This is a genomic window from Streptomyces sp. NBC_01508, assembly GCF_045040315.1.
In the GTDB taxonomy this organism is placed as follows: domain Bacteria; phylum Actinomycetota; class Actinomycetes; order Streptomycetales; family Streptomycetaceae; genus Streptomyces.
On sequence record NZ_CP109419.1, the window covers coordinates 7,385,142 to 7,402,765 of the forward strand.

Annotated in this window: 14 protein-coding genes and 3 pseudogenes; 13 read left to right on the forward strand and 4 right to left on the reverse strand. The window is 68.9% G+C overall.

The annotated features are described in order from the left end of the window. Positions 1-105: 105 nt before the first annotated feature. The 3 genes from OG700_RS34100 to OG700_RS34110 are packed head-to-tail and all read left to right on the forward strand — an operon-like array spanning position 106 to position 2,453. Entirely contained in the window at positions 106-795 is a 690-nt protein-coding gene (locus tag OG700_RS34100) for a substrate-binding domain-containing protein (RefSeq protein WP_405620390.1), read from the forward strand. A 57-nt stretch (positions 796-852) separates the two neighbouring features. Next, entirely contained in the window at positions 853-2,202 is a 1,350-nt protein-coding gene (locus OG700_RS34105; RefSeq protein WP_405620392.1) for a TRAP transporter large permease subunit, read from the forward strand. A gap of 11 nt (positions 2,203-2,213) precedes the next feature. Continuing rightward, positions 2,214-2,453, forward strand: coding sequence for a hypothetical protein (locus OG700_RS34110; protein ID WP_405620394.1), 240 nt, complete (start codon positions 2,214-2,216; stop codon positions 2,451-2,453). Positions 2,454-3,587: 1,134 nt separating this feature from the next. On the opposite strand, the pseudogene OG700_RS34115 reads toward OG700_RS34110, so the two are convergent. Further along, positions 3,588-4,355 (reverse strand): annotated as a pseudogene (locus OG700_RS34115) (IS701 family transposase); the annotation flags it as partial. Between the two features lie 56 nt (positions 4,356-4,411). Here OG700_RS34115 and OG700_RS34120 point away from each other — a divergent pair. Further along, positions 4,412-5,857 (forward strand): annotated as a pseudogene (locus OG700_RS34120) (ISAzo13 family transposase); the annotation flags it as partial. Between the two features lie 247 nt (positions 5,858-6,104). Here OG700_RS34120 and OG700_RS34125 read toward each other — a convergent pair. Further along, positions 6,105-6,485: pseudogene (locus tag OG700_RS34125) on the reverse strand (transposase); the annotation flags it as partial. Positions 6,486-6,562: 77 nt separating this feature from the next. Here OG700_RS34125 and OG700_RS34130 point away from each other — a divergent pair. From OG700_RS34130 to OG700_RS34165, 8 genes are all read left to right on the forward strand, one after another. Then, positions 6,563-7,906 (forward strand): hypothetical protein, encoded by a 1,344-nt coding sequence (locus tag OG700_RS34130; protein ID WP_405620396.1) that lies wholly within the window; start codon positions 6,563-6,565, stop codon positions 7,904-7,906. 515 nt (positions 7,907-8,421) lie between these two features. Continuing rightward, positions 8,422-9,531, forward strand: a complete 1,110-nt coding sequence (locus tag OG700_RS34135; protein ID WP_405620398.1) for a class I SAM-dependent methyltransferase — start codon at positions 8,422-8,424, stop codon at positions 9,529-9,531. A gap of 13 nt (positions 9,532-9,544) precedes the next feature. Continuing rightward, the gene (locus tag OG700_RS34140; RefSeq protein ID WP_405620400.1) at positions 9,545-10,246 is read left to right on the forward strand and encodes a tRNA-dependent cyclodipeptide synthase; all 702 of its coding nucleotides are present in this window, start codon (positions 9,545-9,547) and stop codon (positions 10,244-10,246) included. Positions 10,247-10,632: 386 nt separating this feature from the next. Further along, positions 10,633-11,481, forward strand: coding sequence for a cytochrome P450 (locus OG700_RS34145; protein ID WP_405622183.1), 849 nt, complete (start codon positions 10,633-10,635; stop codon positions 11,479-11,481). Further along, positions 11,478-11,642: a hypothetical protein gene (locus OG700_RS34150; protein ID WP_405620402.1), complete on the forward strand. Its 165-nt coding sequence runs from the start codon at positions 11,478-11,480 to the stop codon at positions 11,640-11,642. The genes OG700_RS34145 and OG700_RS34150 overlap by 4 nt, the downstream gene beginning before the upstream one ends. 318 nt (positions 11,643-11,960) lie before the next feature. Beyond that, entirely contained in the window at positions 11,961-12,086 is a 126-nt protein-coding gene (locus tag OG700_RS34155) for a hypothetical protein (protein WP_405622284.1), read from the forward strand. A 418-nt stretch (positions 12,087-12,504) separates the two neighbouring features. Beyond that, positions 12,505-12,717: a hypothetical protein gene (locus OG700_RS34160; RefSeq protein WP_405620403.1), complete on the forward strand. Its 213-nt coding sequence runs from the start codon at positions 12,505-12,507 to the stop codon at positions 12,715-12,717. Between the two features lie 44 nt (positions 12,718-12,761). After that, a complete protein-coding gene (locus OG700_RS34165; protein ID WP_405620405.1) occupies positions 12,762-13,712 on the forward strand; it encodes a 3-deoxy-7-phosphoheptulonate synthase in 951 nt (316 codons plus the stop codon). On the opposite strand, the gene OG700_RS34170 is transcribed toward OG700_RS34165, so the two are convergent. Continuing rightward, positions 13,672-14,154: a MarR family winged helix-turn-helix transcriptional regulator gene (locus OG700_RS34170; RefSeq protein WP_097967645.1), complete on the reverse strand. Its 483-nt coding sequence runs from the start codon at positions 14,152-14,154 to the stop codon at positions 13,672-13,674. The genes OG700_RS34165 and OG700_RS34170 overlap by 41 nt on opposite strands. 197 nt (positions 14,155-14,351) lie before the next feature. Further along, positions 14,352-15,569: a glutamine amidotransferase-related protein gene (locus OG700_RS34175; protein WP_405620407.1), complete on the reverse strand. Its 1,218-nt coding sequence runs from the start codon at positions 15,567-15,569 to the stop codon at positions 14,352-14,354. Between the two features lie 228 nt (positions 15,570-15,797). Between OG700_RS34175 and OG700_RS34180 the strand changes: the two genes are divergently transcribed. Further along, positions 15,798-17,609, forward strand: a complete 1,812-nt coding sequence (locus tag OG700_RS34180) for an amino acid adenylation domain-containing protein (protein WP_405620409.1) — start codon at positions 15,798-15,800, stop codon at positions 17,607-17,609. Positions 17,610-17,624 lie beyond the last annotated feature (15 nt).

The following is a 17,624-nucleotide window of genomic DNA, read 5'->3' on the forward strand; positions in this document are numbered from 1 at the left end:
GACCGGGAATCTCCCCGGTCCGATGCCACCTGCCCGGATCAGCTCCCCGGGCCTGTCCACCATCCATCTGAAAGGACAAAGATGTCCCCGGATACACCGCACACGGTGTCCCTCTTCAGCGCGCTCGCGGTGAAGAAAGCCCTCGACGACGTGCTCCTCGCGGCGTTCACCCAGCAGACCCGGATCGCCGTGGAAGGCGTGTACGACCCGACGAACGTGCTGTTGAAGAGAGTCGAGGCGGGCGCCCGGCCCGACGTCATGGTCGGGGTGACCGGTTCGTTCCCGGCCCTGGTCGAGGCAGGCGTGATCGACGGGTCCTCGCCGCGGCACGTGGCCCGGTCCGGCATCGGACTGGCCATGCCGCCCGGCGCCGAACCGCCCGCGATCGATACGGTCGACGCACTGGTCACCGCGCTGTGCTCGGCCCGCTCCGTCGCCTACTCACGCACGGGCGCCAGTGGGGTCTACTTCGCCGGACTGCTGGAGCGGCTCGGTATCGCCGAAGAGGTGAACGCGCGGGCCACAATCGTGGAGAAGGGCTTCACCGCGCTCGCCGTGGTCGACGGCCGGGCCGATCTGGCCGTACAGCAGATGAGCGAGCTGCTGTTCGTTCCCGAGGCCGAGGTCGTGGGACCGCTGCCGCAGGGGGCCCAGCACATCACCGAGTTCTCCGTCGCGCTGGGCACGGCCGGCGCCGGACGGAGCTGGGCCCGCGAACTGCACACGTTCCTCACCGGAGAGGAGGCCAGAGATGCGTACCGCAAAGCGGGACTCGACGTCCCACCGCTGGACTGAGCCGTACGCGGCCGACGGCCCGCTCCGGCTGCCCTGCCGCGCCCCCCGGTGTCGCCCATGAACGCGATATTCGCCCTGGTCGCCTTCATCGGGGCCATCCTCGTGTGGAACGTATGGGTCAAGCGGAACATCGGCGAGGCGATGGTCGTCGGCTTCCTCGCCTGCGCCGCGTTCGCCGGCACGGACGCGCCGCGTGTCGCCTGGGACAGCCTCGTGGAGGGGCTGAAGTCGGACATCACTTTCGCCGCACTGGCCTTCGTCGTCGTCAGCGAACTGCTGACGAGAACGGGCCTGGTGCAGCGGATGATCGACATCCTCAGCTCGCTGCTGGGCCGCCGCAAGGGCGGCTCCGCCTACGCGGCGACGGTCTCCGCCGGTCTCTTCGGTGCCGTCGCGCACAACGGCGCGGCGATCGTCGCGACCATCGGATCCATCACCATTCCCTGGATGAAGCGCTCCAAGGCGAGCGGCGAGACCGCGGCACTGGTCCTGGCCGGAAACGCGGGCGTCGGCGCCACCTTCCCCTTCAGCGGCGCCTTCTTCATCCTGCTCGCGGCGCCGACCGTACTGCCCGTCCTCAGCGCGCGGGACGTGGTCGGCACGATCTTCGTCACGGGCATCTGGATGGTCGCGATGCGGCTGGTCATCGCCTACGTCATCGTCAAACGGCGCGGCGTGGGCGCGATGGCACCCGAAGACATCCATCCGCTGCGCCGGACGTTCGCGGCCGGCTGGACCTCGCTGATCGTTCTCGCCGCCATCGCGGTACCGATCGTCCTGACGGCGTCCCCGACGAGCGACATCATCGGGGACCGGCTGGGCGGGCTGGACGTCGCCGACGCCGTACCGCTGCTGCTCTGGCTGCCGGTGGTGATGCTGATCGCCGGACTGGTCGTCGAGCGCGGCGCGCTCCCGCGCGGCGGCGGAGAGTGGTGGAAGCTGCTGTCGGAGATCAGCCCCAAGCTCGGCCTGATCGGCGTCACGATGGTCGCGGCCTTCGCGGCCTCCAACGTGCTGGAGACGCTGGGGATCGGCGAACAACTCGCCCCCTACCTGAACCGCCTGGACGGGGTGCCGCAGATCGTCGCCGCCCTCGTGGTGGGACTGATCGTCGTGATCGTCGCGGGCCCGCTCAACACCACTTCCACCCTCGCGGCTGTCGGTCCGGTCGCCTTCGCTGCCCTGACGGCGGCCGACGTCCCGCCGTACATCGCCTTCGCCGCCGTCATCGTGTGGGCCTCCTCCGAAGGCTGCTCACCACCGGGCGCCGCACCGTTGTACGTGGCCGCCGGAATCGCCTCCATCAATCCGGTGCGGATCTTTGTCCCTGTGACGCTCTATTACCTCGTGCCGTCATATCTGATGGGCGTCCTGATCGTGGTGGGAGCGATATGGATTCCCGGATAAGGAGTACGAGGATGTATACGTTCTGCCTGAACGCCACCCGCGTTCTCGTCGTTCTCTTCCTGATCGGCGGATTCGTGGTGGTCGTGGGCCAGACGGCGGCGATCGCGGTCGGCTCCGCCGCACTGATGACGACCTTCGGCTCCGATGTCGCCGATGTCGCCTGTGTCCTGGCCGGCCTGGCCGGTGTCTTCGCCTTCCTGCTGCTGTACACCCGCGAGGGGAAGGAGAAGGCGGGCGATCTGGAGGAGTGAGTTCACGGACGCGCTCCTGACCGGCCGGCGTCGGCGCGGCGTCACCGACGAGGCGCAGACCCGTCACCTGGGCATATGGCACCGAGGCCCCGGAATCCCCGTGCCGAGCCGCCAACCAGCACCTGCGCGACGTGGGTGTGCGGCTCCCGCGCTGCCTCCACCACCGCCTGGAGCGCAATCCGCTCCACGGCGTCACGTTCCCGCCTCACGACCGGCGCGATAGCCGCTGAACCCGGCATGCGCCGGACGCGAGGGGGGCGGTGACAGCAAGACGCGGGACGCCCATGAGGTGGCCGTTCGTACGGGCGCTGCGCGAACGGCGTGAAGGTACAAGCCAATCCGGCGGTTCACCCAAGCGCGCAGGGCGCACACCATTTGGGCTGGCTGTTCTGGCCACTGGCCTGTTGGCCACCTGGCATCGAAGACGTCAGCGCGTCGCCGGCTTCGTCGCGCTACCCCCCGCCCGCGCACAACGGCCACGAAGCCCTTGCCTGGAGAACAGCCACAAGACACGTGCCGCGCCGGCCTGATCGGCCGTCCCCGACATCCACCGGGGACGGCCGGCCCAACCGTGGTTGGACCCAGTTGGGGTCAGCCGAACTCGCCGCGGCCATCGCCACCGCCCCCGGCCCTGGAGAGCCGCGAGCAGCACCGCCGGAGTCGCGTCGAGCTCGGGCGAGCCGGTATTCGGCTTCGAGACCCCTCGTGGCGCGTGCCGGGATTGAGTGACCGATCAGGGCGGGTAACTCCCAATCAGCGGATCTGCGGCTCCGCGCTCTCTTAGGGGTGGTGGAGAGCGGATGCGCTGGACGCCGTACATCCGTGTGTTCTCGTCAAGGGCGGCGTACCGGCGTCACGTTGGCTGGAGCGAGTCGTGGAAGTGGAGTCGTCGGGCCTCCGGGCCAAACGGGACTTCGAAGGCACGTCCTAGTACTGCAACCGTGTTTGCTGTGACGATGGTTTAGTCACGGGCTGTGGCCTCGTCGTTTGTAGTGGCTGACGCGTGCTCGGTGCTGTGCTCGTCGCCGCCAGTGGGACCAGTGCAGGACCTGGGCGAGTGAGGGCAGGAGGCGTGCGGTGAGGTGGGCGGTCAGGCGGCGGATTTCGGGCAGGCTCAGTGGGACAAGGTACTGGTCAGCGGATCGTGAGCCCCTTTTTCAGCTCCTGCGCACGGACCGTTGCCAGGTAGGCGTGGGCCGCCATGGCCAGCGTGATGTGCCGATACCAGGCGTGGTACTTGCGGACCTGGTAGTGGTCCAGGCCGCACTCGTTCTTCGCGGTCTGGAAGCATTCCTCGATCGTCCACCGGCGGCCGGCCACCACCAGCAGTGTGTTCAAGGTGGTGCCCTCGGGTGCGAAGCACACGTAGTAGGCGATCCCGGTGGGATCGGTGACGCTGCGACGGGCCAGAACCCAGTGCTCGACGCCCTCCTCACGCCAGGGCCGGATCGGTGCCCGGGCCCAGTCGTAGACCCGCTCGCCGTGGGCGCCCGACCCGCACGAGCGGCGTTTCCATGCCTGTCGGGGCAGGCCCGCCACCAGTTCCTCCACGACATGGTCCATGCGGGAGGCGGTTACGACAGTGTCGGTCCGACGGGTGGCCAGCACGTGGAACACCCCACGCTGTTCCAGCCAGTAGCGCAACCCCTTGACCTGCCCATATGCCTCGTCGGCCGTCAGCCACGCGAACGGCACCCGGGCTGCGAGGGTCCGTTCGATCATGGCCTTGGCGTGCTCGATCTTCGTGGCGAAGGTGACCTCGTCGGGGATCGCCGCGGTGCGGCAGCGGTCCCGGTCCTCGGTCCAGGACGCGGGCAGGTACAGCTCCCGGTCGATCAGCGTGTGGCCGACCTCGGTGGCGTAGGCCAGGAACGTGCCGACCTGGCTGTTCTCGATCCTGCCGGGGGCCTGTATTTCAATTACTGCTCGGTGAACGGGTGTTGGCGGGACACTGAGGCGTGACTGCGTGTGCGGCTGCTCAGGCTTCGGTTGTGGCTCTGAGGGCGAAGTTCGACCAGTTCCTTCCTCATCTCGATGAGCGACGCCGGCGGATCTACCTGGCCAGCGAAGCTGCCGCGCTTGGCCACGGCGGGATCGCGTTGGTGGCGGCCGCTTCTGGTGCCAGTGCGGCCACCGTCGCACGCGGGATCGCCGAGTTGTCCGGGCACCCTTTGCCATCCGGGCGGATCCGGGCTCCAGGAGCCGGCCGCAAACCGCTGACGGTCACCGACCCCGGTCTACTGCCCGCGCTCGAAGCTCTGATCGAGCCGCACACCCGGGGTGATCCGGTCTCGCCGTTGCGCTGGACCACGCTCTCACTCCGTTCGCTGGCCTCTGCGCTGACCATGCAGGACCACCCGGTCGGCGCGGCGACCGTCGGACGCCTGCTGCACTCTCTGGGATACAGCCTGCAGGGCACCGCCAAGACCACGGAAGGCGCCAGTCATCCGGACCGTGATGCCCAGTTCACGCACATCAACGCCACCGCCGCGGCGTTCCTCGAGGGCGACCAGCCAGTGATCAGCGTGGACACCAAGGCCAAGGAATGGCTCGGTAGCCGTGATCGACCCGGACGGACCTGGCGGCCAGGCAAGAACCCCATCCGTGTCGACTGCCACACGTTCATCACCAGTGACCAGCCCGTGGTCATCCCCTACGGAATCTACGACATCGCTCGCAACACTGGCTGGGTCAACGTCGGGACCGACCACGACACGGGCGAGTTCGCGGTGGAATCCATCCGCCGCTGGTGGCGGCAACGTGGACGGGACGACCACCCGGACGCCGCCCGGCTGCTGATCACCGCCGACTGCGGTGGTTCCAACGACCCCCGCCGCTGGACATGGAAGAAGCACCTCGCCGCCTTCGCCTTGGAAAGCGGGCTCGAGATCACGGTCTGCCACTTCCCACCCGGCACATCGAAGTGGAACAAGATCGAACACCGGATGTTCTGCCACATCACCGCGAACTGGCGTGGCAGGCCCCTGACCAGCTACAAGACCGTCATCGAGACGATCGCCGCCACGACCACCCGCGCCGGGCTCAGAATCGGCGCCGAACTCGACACGGGCCGATATGACCTGGGCACCGAAGTGCCACCCGCCGAGTTCCATGCGCTGCCGATCACACCCCACGCCTTCCACGGCGGCTGGAACTACACTCTGGCACCGGTCGCACCCCGGCTTCCCGAGCCGGCACCGAGCCGACAGCGGATCGATCCCGCCCTGACGGCAATGCTCAGCGACCCGGCCCTGACCGGGATGTCACGATCCGCGTTCGACCTCCTGGTCACAGTCTCGGAACCGTACTGGGACGCCTTGGCCGAGGCAGCATTCCAACGACGCTTCCACCGCCCACGCAGCTACCTCCACCCACAGATCAGCAGCCTCGACCACTACCACCGCCTACTGACTGCCCTGTTACGGCGCCGCCGAGCCGTCACCAGCACCCTTCTGGCCGAGCTCCTGAACGTCACCCGCACCAACCTGTCCAACCAATTCCAAGACGGTCACCGCCTTCTGGACCTGCACCGCATCGCGGTCACACCGCTACCCGGAACCCCGGCCCGCACCCTGTCCCAACTCCGAGCCCGCCTACCGTCACACGGCGACACCTGCGCAGATCAACTCTGACAGTTATTCAGACACAGGCCCCCGCCGTGCCCGTGTACTGGCGCTGGACACCGGCCGAGCGGACCCCCTTCTTCAAGAACCCGGTGTCGTCCACGACCAGGATCGCCTGCCGGTCACCGAGATGTTCCATCACGAACTCCCGCACATCGTCGCGGACTTCGTCGGCATCCCAGTCACACGTATTGAGCAGCCTCTGCAAACGGTCCGGCCGGTCATGCCCCGCGCGCTCAGCGACCGTCCACGCGTTCTTCCGCTCCAGCGACGACACCAACCCGCGCATGTAAGCCAGCGCCGACTCGCGGGGCTCCGAACGCTGAAAACGGTGCACAAACCGCTCGTGCACCTCTTCCAGCCCCACCGCCCACCGCCGCACGTCACCGATTTCGAGGTCCCCACCCATGACAAGCACAACGACCACGACGTCACGTCGTCACTGCAAACGCGGTTGCAGTACTAGGGCTGAGAACGGGGGAAGCGGTGTCCTCTCGGCAACCCAACGTACGGCTCGCGCGGCTTCTTGAGGAGGCGGGATGGAACGCGGCCCAACTGGCCTATGCCGTCTCGTCGGTCGCGTCCGAACACGGTCACGACCTCACAGTGAACCGCTCGACGGTAACCCGCTGGCTCGCGGGCACCCGTCCTCGTCCCCCCGCGCCGGCCTACCTGGTCGAGGCGCTCGTCCGGCGCCTGGGCAGGCCGCTGGCCGCCGTCGACACCGGGCTCACCCAAGCCCCCGCCCCCGTACCGGACTGGACCTGGGAGGCACATCCCGTGCGCCGACTGGCCAAGCTCACCAGCAGCCAACTGGACCCCGACCGGGGAAAGCTCTTGGGCGTGGACGTCTACAGTCTCGCCGCCCTCACGGTGCCGGACTGGGAGGACCATCTCGCGCGGGCCACGGCGCGCCGCGCCGGAGCCGTGGTCGGACGGCATGTGGGACGCGCGGAGGTGGAGGCACTTCAGGGCATGACCGTCTTCTTCGCGTCCTTGACCGGGGCATTCGGCGGCGGCCACGCCCGTACCGCACTCACCACCTATCTCGCCGACGACGTCACGCCCTGGCTCCTCGCCGAAGCCGGCGAGGAGGTGCACCGACAACTCCTCACGCAAACGGCACAACTCACCGTCCTCCTGGGCAACATGTGCGCCGACGACGGCGCCGACGCCCTGGCCCAGCATTACCACCGAACGGCCGCCCACCTGGCAGCCGAAGCCGACGATCCCCACACGTACACCATCGCCCTCAGAGCGCTCGCCTCCCACGCGCTGGAACTGGGGCACGGGCAGCCCGCGCTCACCCTGACCGAGCAGGCAGCCACCACCGCCACCCGCCACTCCTCACCCCTGACCCAGTCCTTCACCCAGTCCCACCTGGCCCTGGCCCACGCACGGGCCGACGACCGACCTCGGGCGCTCCGGGCCCTGCACACCGCGGAGGAACTCCATAACCGCGCGGACCAGGATCCGTCCGATCCCTTCGGCAACTACCCGACCGCGGCCCTGTACTACCAGCGGGCCCGGACGCTGACGGCGCTCCGGGACCACCGGGCGGCCGACCGGGCCTTCAACGCCTCCTTGAGCGCCCGCTCCCCGCAGGCACGCCGAGCCAGGGCGCTGACGACAGCCCTCCTGGCCGAATCACAGCTTCTCCAGGGAAACCTCGAACAGTCCATCACCACCTGGAAACGGTTCATCATCGACTACCCAGGTCTGCGCTCAGCCCGTGCCACCGCCTCTCTCACCACCATGCGTCAGTCACTGCGCCCGTACAGCACCCACCCTGGTGTCGCCCTGCTGACGGAGGAGGCCGCGACTCTCTGAGACCAGGCGCCGTTCACGCTCGCTGCCGCACAGGGTCGTACACACGACGGCAGATGGGACTCAGCGACGGGCGCCCCCGGAACGCTTGGTATGTCCCGGCCACCAGGGAGCCCACACGGCCGGCCACCACAGCCGGACGGTCCTTCTCCGGGGCTTCTGTCCTGCCTGCTGTTCTCCGCGAGAAGCCCCGGATTTCTTGGGTGGGTTCACGGGACTCAGAGCGAACGGATCATCCATGACTGGTGTCTAGTCCGGGCCGGGCCGCGATCCGGCGCACGGATGACGCAAGCGGTAGGTGTTCACCCGAAGAATCGTTTTCCGAAGCCCCCGTTTGATCGGAGCGACAGCAGGCCTGACGCCGTGGATGGAGCGGTACGGACCGGGACTTGTGTCCGCGACATCACCATCCCCCGGGGATGACGTCACGGACGACGCCGACTCACAAGCGCGCAAGCTCGCAACGCACGCAACGGCTCCGTCCGCGCACCCCCTTCCGGACCCGCCTCGTAACCCCGATGGTGGAGACAGGTGAGAGAAATCCGCGGGTGGGACGACCGGACGCACAACGGTCCGGCTCGAAGGCTCTGCCAAGGCTCGGACGACCGCACCGGGGTCGAGTTCGACGACGCGAGTGCGACGGCACCGTCGCCCAGGCCCTCACGCCTTGCCCAGAAGCACGAAGGGCCTTCCCTGCAACCTCACCGCACGTACCCCAACGGTACGTGGCAGTGGTATCCGGGCCGGAAGGGCTCCGACGGGATTGTCCCCTTCCCACTGGCGCCCGGCCGTGCCGCCCGCGAATCGGATGCGCGGAAATCGAGGAGGCAGATGTGAAGTCCCAGTTCGACACAGCGGTGGCGGCGTACGAGCAAAGCGTCGAGGCGATGCCGTTCCGCGAACATATCGAGGCGTACAGCTTCTTACGGGCGGTCGGCGGTGTCACCGGACGCGATGTGCTCGACCTGGGGTGTGGCAGCGGAGCCTATGCCCGTCGGCTGCGCCGCGAGGGCGCGGCACGGGCGGTGGGGATGGACGAGTCGACGGCGATGGTGGAGTACGCGCGCCGTCGTGAGGAGCGCGAGAGGCTGGGCGTGGAATATCTCGCCGTTGACGCCTCGGAGCCGACTTCCCTCGCTTCGACGGAACTCGACGGGCAGTTCGACGTGGTCACGGCCGTGTACGTACTTCCCTACGCCCCCACCCTCGCGGCGCTGGCGGCCTTCTGCGCGACGGCCCGACGCGCCCTGCGCGAGCGGGGCGGGCGGTTCGTGGCCGCGGTTCTCAACCCCGGCTTCTCACCAGATCCCCAGTACTACCTGCCCCACGGCATGCGGCTCAGTGCGCGGCGGCCCCGGCGCGAGGGCTCCTCGGGGCACATGACGGCGTGGGTGGGACAAGAGGTCCTGGACGTGGACTTCTTCTGCTGGTCGGCCGCGGCACACGAACAAGCCTTGCGGGCAGCGGGCTTCGACCGAATCTCCTGGATCCGGCCCGAGGTTTCCGAGAAGGGCCGCGAGGAGTACGGCGAGGGCTACTGGGCCGACTACCTGTCCTGCCCGCACGCGTTGATCATCCAGGCGGAGGCCGGCCCGCAGGTCGACCCGTCCGCCCCCGACACTCAGTAAGGGATTCACCGTCATGAAGTCAGACTTCGTTGTCCAACCCTGCTCGCCGCAGAGCGAGTTGCTGGTGGAGCGGGCCGAGCACGTGCTGCTGGGCCTGTCCCCGTGGAACGGCTACTACAAGCCCCGCAACATCAAAGCGCTGATCGGCTGGGCCTGCTCGTCCTTCAAACAGGTGGACGTCCTCGTTCCGGGCTACGAGGCCGCCCGTACCCTCACTGCGGCAGGCCTCCCCGCGCCCAAGGCCGTACACCGTGCCCGCCGGGCCGTGGGCCAACTGCGCGCTCCCGCCCGCCAGGCACTGGCGCTGGCCGGTGTCGCCGATCCGGACGGGCATCTCCATACCTGGACCCGGTTGGCCGATCGTCCGCAGTACACGGCCTCCCGGGCCCGCGTCGAGGAGGCGTACCGGACCGATCCGGCGATACGTCGGTCGTGCCGTGACACCGCCCGCGGCGCGGTGCGGCACGCCTCGGGGCAGGATCCCACCGAGGCGCAGGTCGACCAGGCGGTCAGTTACCCGATCGCCGAACTGCCGCTGGTCGTCGACGGACCCGCGGTGCTCCGGACCGAGAGCTCGGTGTTCGTCTACCACCGCCGGATGGACCTCATCGAACCTCTTCTCACTGGCGAGGCCACCCACCTGCGTCCGGCCCCCGGGCAGGGTTACGCGGTGGTGACCCCCGCCGGGAGCGATCAGCGAGGAGCGCACTCATGAGCACGGTGTCCGACCCGGCCCTGCCTCTGCAATACCCCTTTACGCCGGGGGAGTTGGGGACCCCGCCGCCGGTTCTGGACTGGGCGCGCAAGCACCGGCCCGTCTGCCCGGTACGACTGCCGTCAGGTACTCAGGTGTGGATGGTGACCCGAAAGGACGACATCACGCGGATCCTCACCGACGCGCGGTTCTCCCGTGACCTTGTCCATGAAGGGGCACCACGGTTCGTCGGTGAGGACTTCACCTCCATGGCCGGCGGGATCTTCAACCTGGATCCGCCCGACCACACCCGCGTGCGGCACGTGATCAGTCGCTTCTACACCCGGGCCGGCGTGGAGGCGTACCGGCCCATGGTTCGGCGGCACGCGAACCGGCTCCTCGACGCCATGGCCGAGGGCCCCAACCCCGCCGATCTGGTCCCCGCCTACGCGGCGCCGTTACCGCTGGAGGTGAGTTCGGAGATCCTGTGCGTGCCGGTGGAGCAGAGGGAGACGTACCACTCCTTCTTCCGGACCCAGACCAACCTCGCGGTCAGCCCTCAGGAAGTCGCCGCGGCCACCAAGGCCGTCATCGAATTCACCGGCGAGGTCATCGAGGCCAAGCGGCGAACGAAGACGGAGAACCGGGCGGAAGGACCGATCGAGGCGCTCATCCAGGCGACGGCGGACGAGGAGATCAGCGAGACGGAACTGCAAGGCACGGTGGCCTACCTGTTCGTCACCGGCTCCGAACCTCTCGTCTCACCATTGGGCACCGGAGTCGTCACCCTGCTCGTCAACCCCCTCGAACTCAGGGACTGCCTCAACGCCCCCTCCCTGTGGCCCAAGGCCGTCGAGGAACTCCTGCGCTACCACCACAACGGGGTGCTGGGCATGCCGAGGATCGCCACCGAGGACGTACGCCTCCATGACGTGAGCATCGCCAAGGGCGACGGCGTGTGCACCCCGATGCTGGGCGCGACCTGGGATCCGGCGCACTACCGCAACCCCGCCAAGTTCAACATCCACCGCCGCACGGGCGGCACCGCGACCTTCGGCGCCGGCCCGCACTTCTGCCTGGGCGCCTCGCTGTCCCGGATGTTCCTCCACACCGCCTATCAGGCCCTCTTCGCCCGCTTCCCCACCCTGCTGCTTGCCGTCCCCGAGTACGACATTCCCTGGGAACTGGACCTGTTCTTCACCAAACCGGCCATGCTCCCCGTGGCCTGGAACCCCAGTTCCACGGCTGACTCATGATCCACCGTCGGCTGGCCCGCTACTACGAAACCCTCCCCGCCCGCTCCGAAGCCATGATTCACCTCGCGATGACCGACCTCATGGCCCGCCGCCTCATCGGCGAGAACCCCCGCTCCTGGCACGATCCGACATCACCCGATCAAGTCCGCGTAGCGCCGTGACGCCTGGCCGTTGGAGACGGCGCCGCGAGTCCGCGACGCTACACGCCCCAGAGGCGGGGGAGTCCGTCGTGACCTTGGCGCGGTGGCTCGGGCATTCCTCGTCGGCGATCACCCTCGGTTGCAATGCTCACTTCATGCCGGAGGCCGGTGGTAAGGGGCGCACCGCGATCGACGGGCTGATGGGGAGGTGGGGGAAACGGCATGCCAGACGGAACTCCCCAGCTTCTCCCCAGGGTCGTCGACGGAGGATTCCGCCGCTCCCCATCCCCTGATGGTGTCCGTTGTTTCCAAGGTTGATGAGATGGGTGGCCTGGGAAAATGTTGAGTGAGGTCATCGCGACCCGCTATGTCACGCCCCTGCGCGAGGGCGGTTCGCTCCCGGGCATCGTCGAGGCCGACGATCTCGGGACGTATGTCATGAAGTTGTCTACCGGGTGGCACTGACCTGCACCGATGCGGCTGTACCCGCCCCTGGCCTGCGCGGACATGTCTTTCAGCTCTTTCGGGATCTTGCTGCGTTACGTGGTCGATTCTCCCCACGCGCTCCCCAGGACCGTCGACACTCCCCAGATTCTCCCCGGAGGGGCCGTGAGGGCGGGCGTGTGGCTACATCAGTGAGTAGGGGAGGCGTTTGTTGCTCGGTGCGGGAGGCGGCTTCGTACCGGGTGGGGTGATGTTCCCTGGTTTTGAAGGCACTTGGGACCTTGCGGTGGGACGATCGGTGTGCTTCTCCCGTTGGGGGCTGGATGCGCAGATCGACAAGCAAGGTCGAGTTGTACGCGGCGATGCGCCGTGACCACCGTGCGGGCCTCTCGATGCGCGCTCTGGAGCGCAAGTACGGGGTGACGTGGCGGTGCGCCGCATGGATGTCCGCTGGGAAGCCGGCCGCGGACCGGAGGAGATGTTCGTCCCGCAGACCCACATGCCCGGCGACGAGGCGGAGGTCGACTTCGGTGACGTCCACGTCGTGCTGGCAGGCGTGCCGACCCGCTGCTACCTGTTCTCGCTGCGTCTGTCGTACTCGGGCAAGGCGGTGCACCGGGTGTCGGCCTCCTGCGCACAACGCCGTCCGTAGCGGGCAACAAACGCCTCCCGAAGACGCTTACCTAGCCAGCCGAGATGCTCGACGTCCTGGGCGGCATCATGCGGGTCGGCGCCGACCGGCCCGTCCTACGGGTGGGGCGGCTGGCCGGCCAGTTCGCCAAGCCCCGCTCGCAGCCGTACGAAGCCGTGGACGGTGTCCGGCTCCCGGTGTTCCGCGGGCCGATCGTCAACGGGCCCGAGGCGACGCGGAGCGCGCGGCGGGCGGACCCCGACCGGATGCTCGCCTGCCACACGGCTGCGGGACGCACCCGCAGCGCACTGGAAGAACTCGGCCGGGGGCCCGGCGCCGATCCGCTGAAGCGGGTGTGGACCAGCCACGAGGCACTGCTCCTCGACTACGAGGTCCCCCTGGTCCGCCCGACCGGTACGGGAGGCCACTACCTGACCTCGACGCACTGGCCGTGGATAGGCGAGCGCACCCGTCAACCGGCCGGTGCGCACGTGCGGTTACTGGCCCGGCTGGAAAACCCCGTGGCCTGCAAGGTGGGTCCCGACACGACGGCCTCCCAAGTCAGGGAGCTGTGCGCCCTGCTGGATCCGCACCGGGTGCCGGGACGCCTGACGCTCATTCGCCGCTTCGGCACCGCGAGGATCGGCCGGCTGCAGCCCCTGGTGGAGGAAGTGGGCCGGGCCGGTCACCCGGTGCTGTGGATGTGCGACCCCATGCACGGCAACACCGTCAAGGATGCCTGCGGCCTCAAGATACGGCGGCTCGAGGACATCATGACGGAGGTACGCGGCTTCCTGTCGGCGGTCCGGCGGGGCGGCGGAGTGTGCGCCGGCGTACACCAGGAGGCCTCGCCCCAGAACATCGCCGAGTGCGCGGGCACGGTCCCCGTCCGCGGACCCGGCTACCGGACGCTGTGCGACCCGCGGCTGAACATGCGCCAGGCCGTCGCGGTCGCGGCGCACTGGCAGCAGGGCCTCAGCCCCGCGCGTCCGGCCGTTCGTGCAGCAAACCCGTAACGGCGGTGGCGACCCGCTGGCACATTTCCGCGAAGGCGTCCTGTTCTTCCTCGCTCAGTACGGAGAGGGCCGCCCGGGCGTTCTCGCGGCGGCCCTTGGCGGCACGGGCGAGGAAGAGGTGGCCCTGGTGCGTGAGCGTCGTGGTCTGTTCGCGCCTGTCCTCGCCGAGTGCCGCCTGCGCGATCAGTTCGAGGTCCTTGAGCACGCGCAGGGCTTTGGACACGCTCGCCCGCGAGATCCCGAGGGAGTCGCTGAGCGTCGACGGCCTCATGTTGCCGTTGATGCGGAGCATCTCCAGCACGTCGTACTGCGTCCAGCTGATCGCTTCGGGGGTGGTGCTCGTGCGCCGTGCGATCAGGGTGCACTGGAGGAAGGACAGGGCGTCCTCCAGGCTGGGGGGCGGGCCCAGTGTTTTCGCCGGAGCCGATGGCGATCGGGTCATCTGGGCTTCTCCCATCCCAAGTCCTTGGTGCGGTCGGAACTCTCTCCCCGGTGCGGTGCGGGGCGCAAGGTGTGTTCGCGGCAAGTCGAATGTCGTTTCCGAACAGAAACCAGGTTACCGCAGCAGGCCGGTTCCCGGACCGGTCCGTTTGTTACGGCTGGCAGGGGGTGTGCGCGTGCGCACACCCCCTGCGGGGTTCAATGCCGGAGACCGGACACCTTCCGCGAGGCGGCAACGGGGGCTCGGCCGACGGCTTTTCTGAGCAGCTCGAGCAGGATTTCCGGGCCGGAGAGACTGAGCACCGACTCGGGATGGAACTGGACGCCGGAAATGCCCCGCCCCCGAAGGGCCGTCACCTCGTGGGTGGCCGGGGCGCGGGAAATCTCCACTCCTTTCGCCAGGAGTGCGGATGTCTGTCCGGGATCCGCGTGTACGCGGAAGGAGCTGTAGAAACCGGCGGTCACCGGGCGGCCGAAGAACTCCACGACGCGCTGTGTTCCCTGGTAGGGGCGTTCGCCGCGCAGCACGGGCAGTCCGAGCGCCCCGGACGGCAACTGGAAGCCGAGGCACACGCCGACGAGGGGGTTGCCGCCGCCGCGCGCCTCGCCGAGCAGTTCGGCGGTCAGTTCCCGCAGTGCGCCGATGCGCGGGTCGGCGGCGTCGTTCGGGTTGCCGGGCCCCGGCCCGAGCAGGACCGGGCCCCGGTGGTGCCGCAGTGCCTCGCGCAGGCCGGGGTGGTCGTACGGGACCACGGAGGTGCCCAGGCCCGCCGCCTGCAGCAGGTGCGCCGGCATCGCGGTGAAGTCGTCCTCGGCGCCCACGCCCAGCACCTCCTTGAGGCGCTTGCAACCGTGGTCGGTCCGGTCGTTGAGCGACCCGTGCAGGTCGGGGTCGAGCCAGCAGGGCGCCAGGTTCCGCCGACGGCCGCCGAGGGCCGCGAGGACCTCGGGAGTGCACAGCGAGGCCCCGGGGGCCGGTCTGGCGGCCGCGTCCCGTGCCGGGGTGACGCCGAACGCGCTGAGCACGCCCGCGAGTTTCGCGTGCGTCTCCGCGACTTCCGAGCGCGGGTCCGAGTCACGTACGAGGGTCGCGCCGACGGGGATGCGCAGGGCGCCGTCGGGCGTGATGTCGGCGGTACGGATCGTGATCGGCGAGTCGGGCCAGCGCTGCCCCGAGGCGTCCTGGCCGAACAGGGCCAGGGCGCCCGCGTAGTAACCGCGGCCGGACGGCTCGTGCGCACGGATCACGCGGGACGCGCTCTTGAGTGGACTGCCGGTGACGGTCGCGGCGAACATGGTGCGGCTGAGGACCTCGCCCACCTCCTTGACTCCGCGCCCCCGGATCTCGAACTCCGTGTAGGCCAGGTGCGACATCTCACGCAGACCTGCGACGCGGCGGTACCCAGGCCGACGCACCTCCGAATGTAATTTCTGTGGGGAAATCGAATGCTAACATGTGTGACCGCGATCATGGTCACGCTCATCTTGTTCCACGTGCTATGCGATTCAAGAGGTCCGCTGCTTCATACGGGGTTGACAGCAATCACGCATGGGGCGAAGGTAGTTTCTCTTAGGAAACTAGATGATTTTGACTCCGGACGTCAGGATTCCAGCCTGCCGACGGCAAACGGAAAGGAACCAGGAATGCTTCCCACGACACCGACGCACGTTCGCAGCGCCCGCACCCTCACGCGAGCCTTCGCCGATGTGGTGGACCTGCACGCCGACCGGACAGCACTGGAGACGGCAGCGGAACGCGTCACCTACGCGGAGCTGGACCGCCGCTCCAACCGAGCGGCGCACGCCCTCGGCCGCCGCGGCGTGACGCCCGGCGCGGCCGTGGGCCTCCATCTCGGCCGCTCGGCCGACCTGTTCGTGCTGATGCTGGGCGTGCTGAAGGCGGGCGGCTGCGTGGTCCCGCTCAATCCCGCGCACCCGTCGGCCGTCGTGCGCCGCGTCGTCGAGGAGTCCGGGGCGCACCTGGTGGTACGTCGGGAAGCGGACGCGGCCGACCGGTTCGGCGACCGGGCGCGCACCGTCGTGGCCGACGAGCTGATCGCCGACGCGGCACAGTGCCCGGCGGACGCCGTGGACCTGTGCGAGGACGCGGAGAACGCCGCGTTCATCATGTTCACCTCGGGCTCCACCGGAAACCCCAAGGGCGTCCGGATCGCGCACCGGGGCCTCTCCCGGCTCGCGGAGCACAGCGACGAACTGCGGATCACCCAGGACGACTGCTTCCTGCAACAGGCGGCGTTCTCCTTCGCCGCCTCCACCATCGAGATCTGGCAGAGCCTGCTGCACGGGGCGAAGCTGGCCATCCTGCCGCCCAAGTTGCCCACGCTCCAGGAGCTGACGGAGGCCGTCCAACGGCACGGCGTCACCTTCCTCAGCCTTCCCGGCGGCCTGTTCAACCTCCTGGTCGACCAGGAGCCGAGCAGCCTCCTGGGCCTGCGGGTCGTCACCCTCAGCGGAGACTTCCCCTCGCCCCGCCACATCGAGGCGGCCGTCGCGGCGACCTCGGCCCGCATCTACAACTGCTACGGCTGCACCGAGGGTTCGTCGTTGGTCGCCGTCCACCGGGTGCGGGCCCCCTTGAGCGCGACCCTCAGTGCGACGGAGCCGCTGCCGGTGGGCCGCCCAATGCCGGGCATGATCGCCGAGGTCCTCGACGAGAAACTGGAGCCCTGCCCGCCCGGCACCGCCGGGGAACTGTGCGTCGGCGGTGCCGGGATCGCCCTGGGCTACGTCGACGAACCGGCGCTGACCGAGGAGAAGTTCGTGCCCGGCCCGCACGGCGAGCGGATCTACCGCACCGGTGACCGGGCCCGCACCACTCCCGACGGTGACATCGTCCTGCTGGGCCGCGCGGACGGGATGGTCAAGATCCGGGGATTCAGGGTCGAGACGAGCGCCGTAGAACTGGCGCTGCGGGCCCACCACGACATCGGCCAGGAAGCCGTCATCGCCACCGGCGGGGCCGAGAGGCAGAAGAGGCTGGTCGCCTTTTACGCCGCACGCGGCGACGCCCGGCCCGACTCCGGCGAACTCCACCGGCACCTGCGGGAGCTCGTCCAGGACTACATGGTCCCGTCCGCCTTCCACCGTCTCGACGAGCTGCCCGTGAACGTGAACGGGAAGATCGACCGGAGCCGGCTGACCGTACCGGCGCGCGAGCCCGGCACGGCCGCGGAAGACGGTGCGCGCAGCCCCCTGGAGACCGCCGTGGTCCACCTGTGGACGGGTGTCCTCGGCTCCGACGGCGACCGCTCCGGAAGCTGCGCCGTCTCCGACGGATTCCTCGAACAGGGCGGCACCTCACCGCACTTCATACAGCTCGCCTCCCAGCTCAAGGTGGTCTTCGGGGTGGGGATGGGGGTGGAGGAGATCTTCGTGCACAACAGCGCGGAGAAGCTGGCGCGCCACATAGAGGACGTACGCTCCTCCGTCCACTGACAGCCGCGCGGCCCG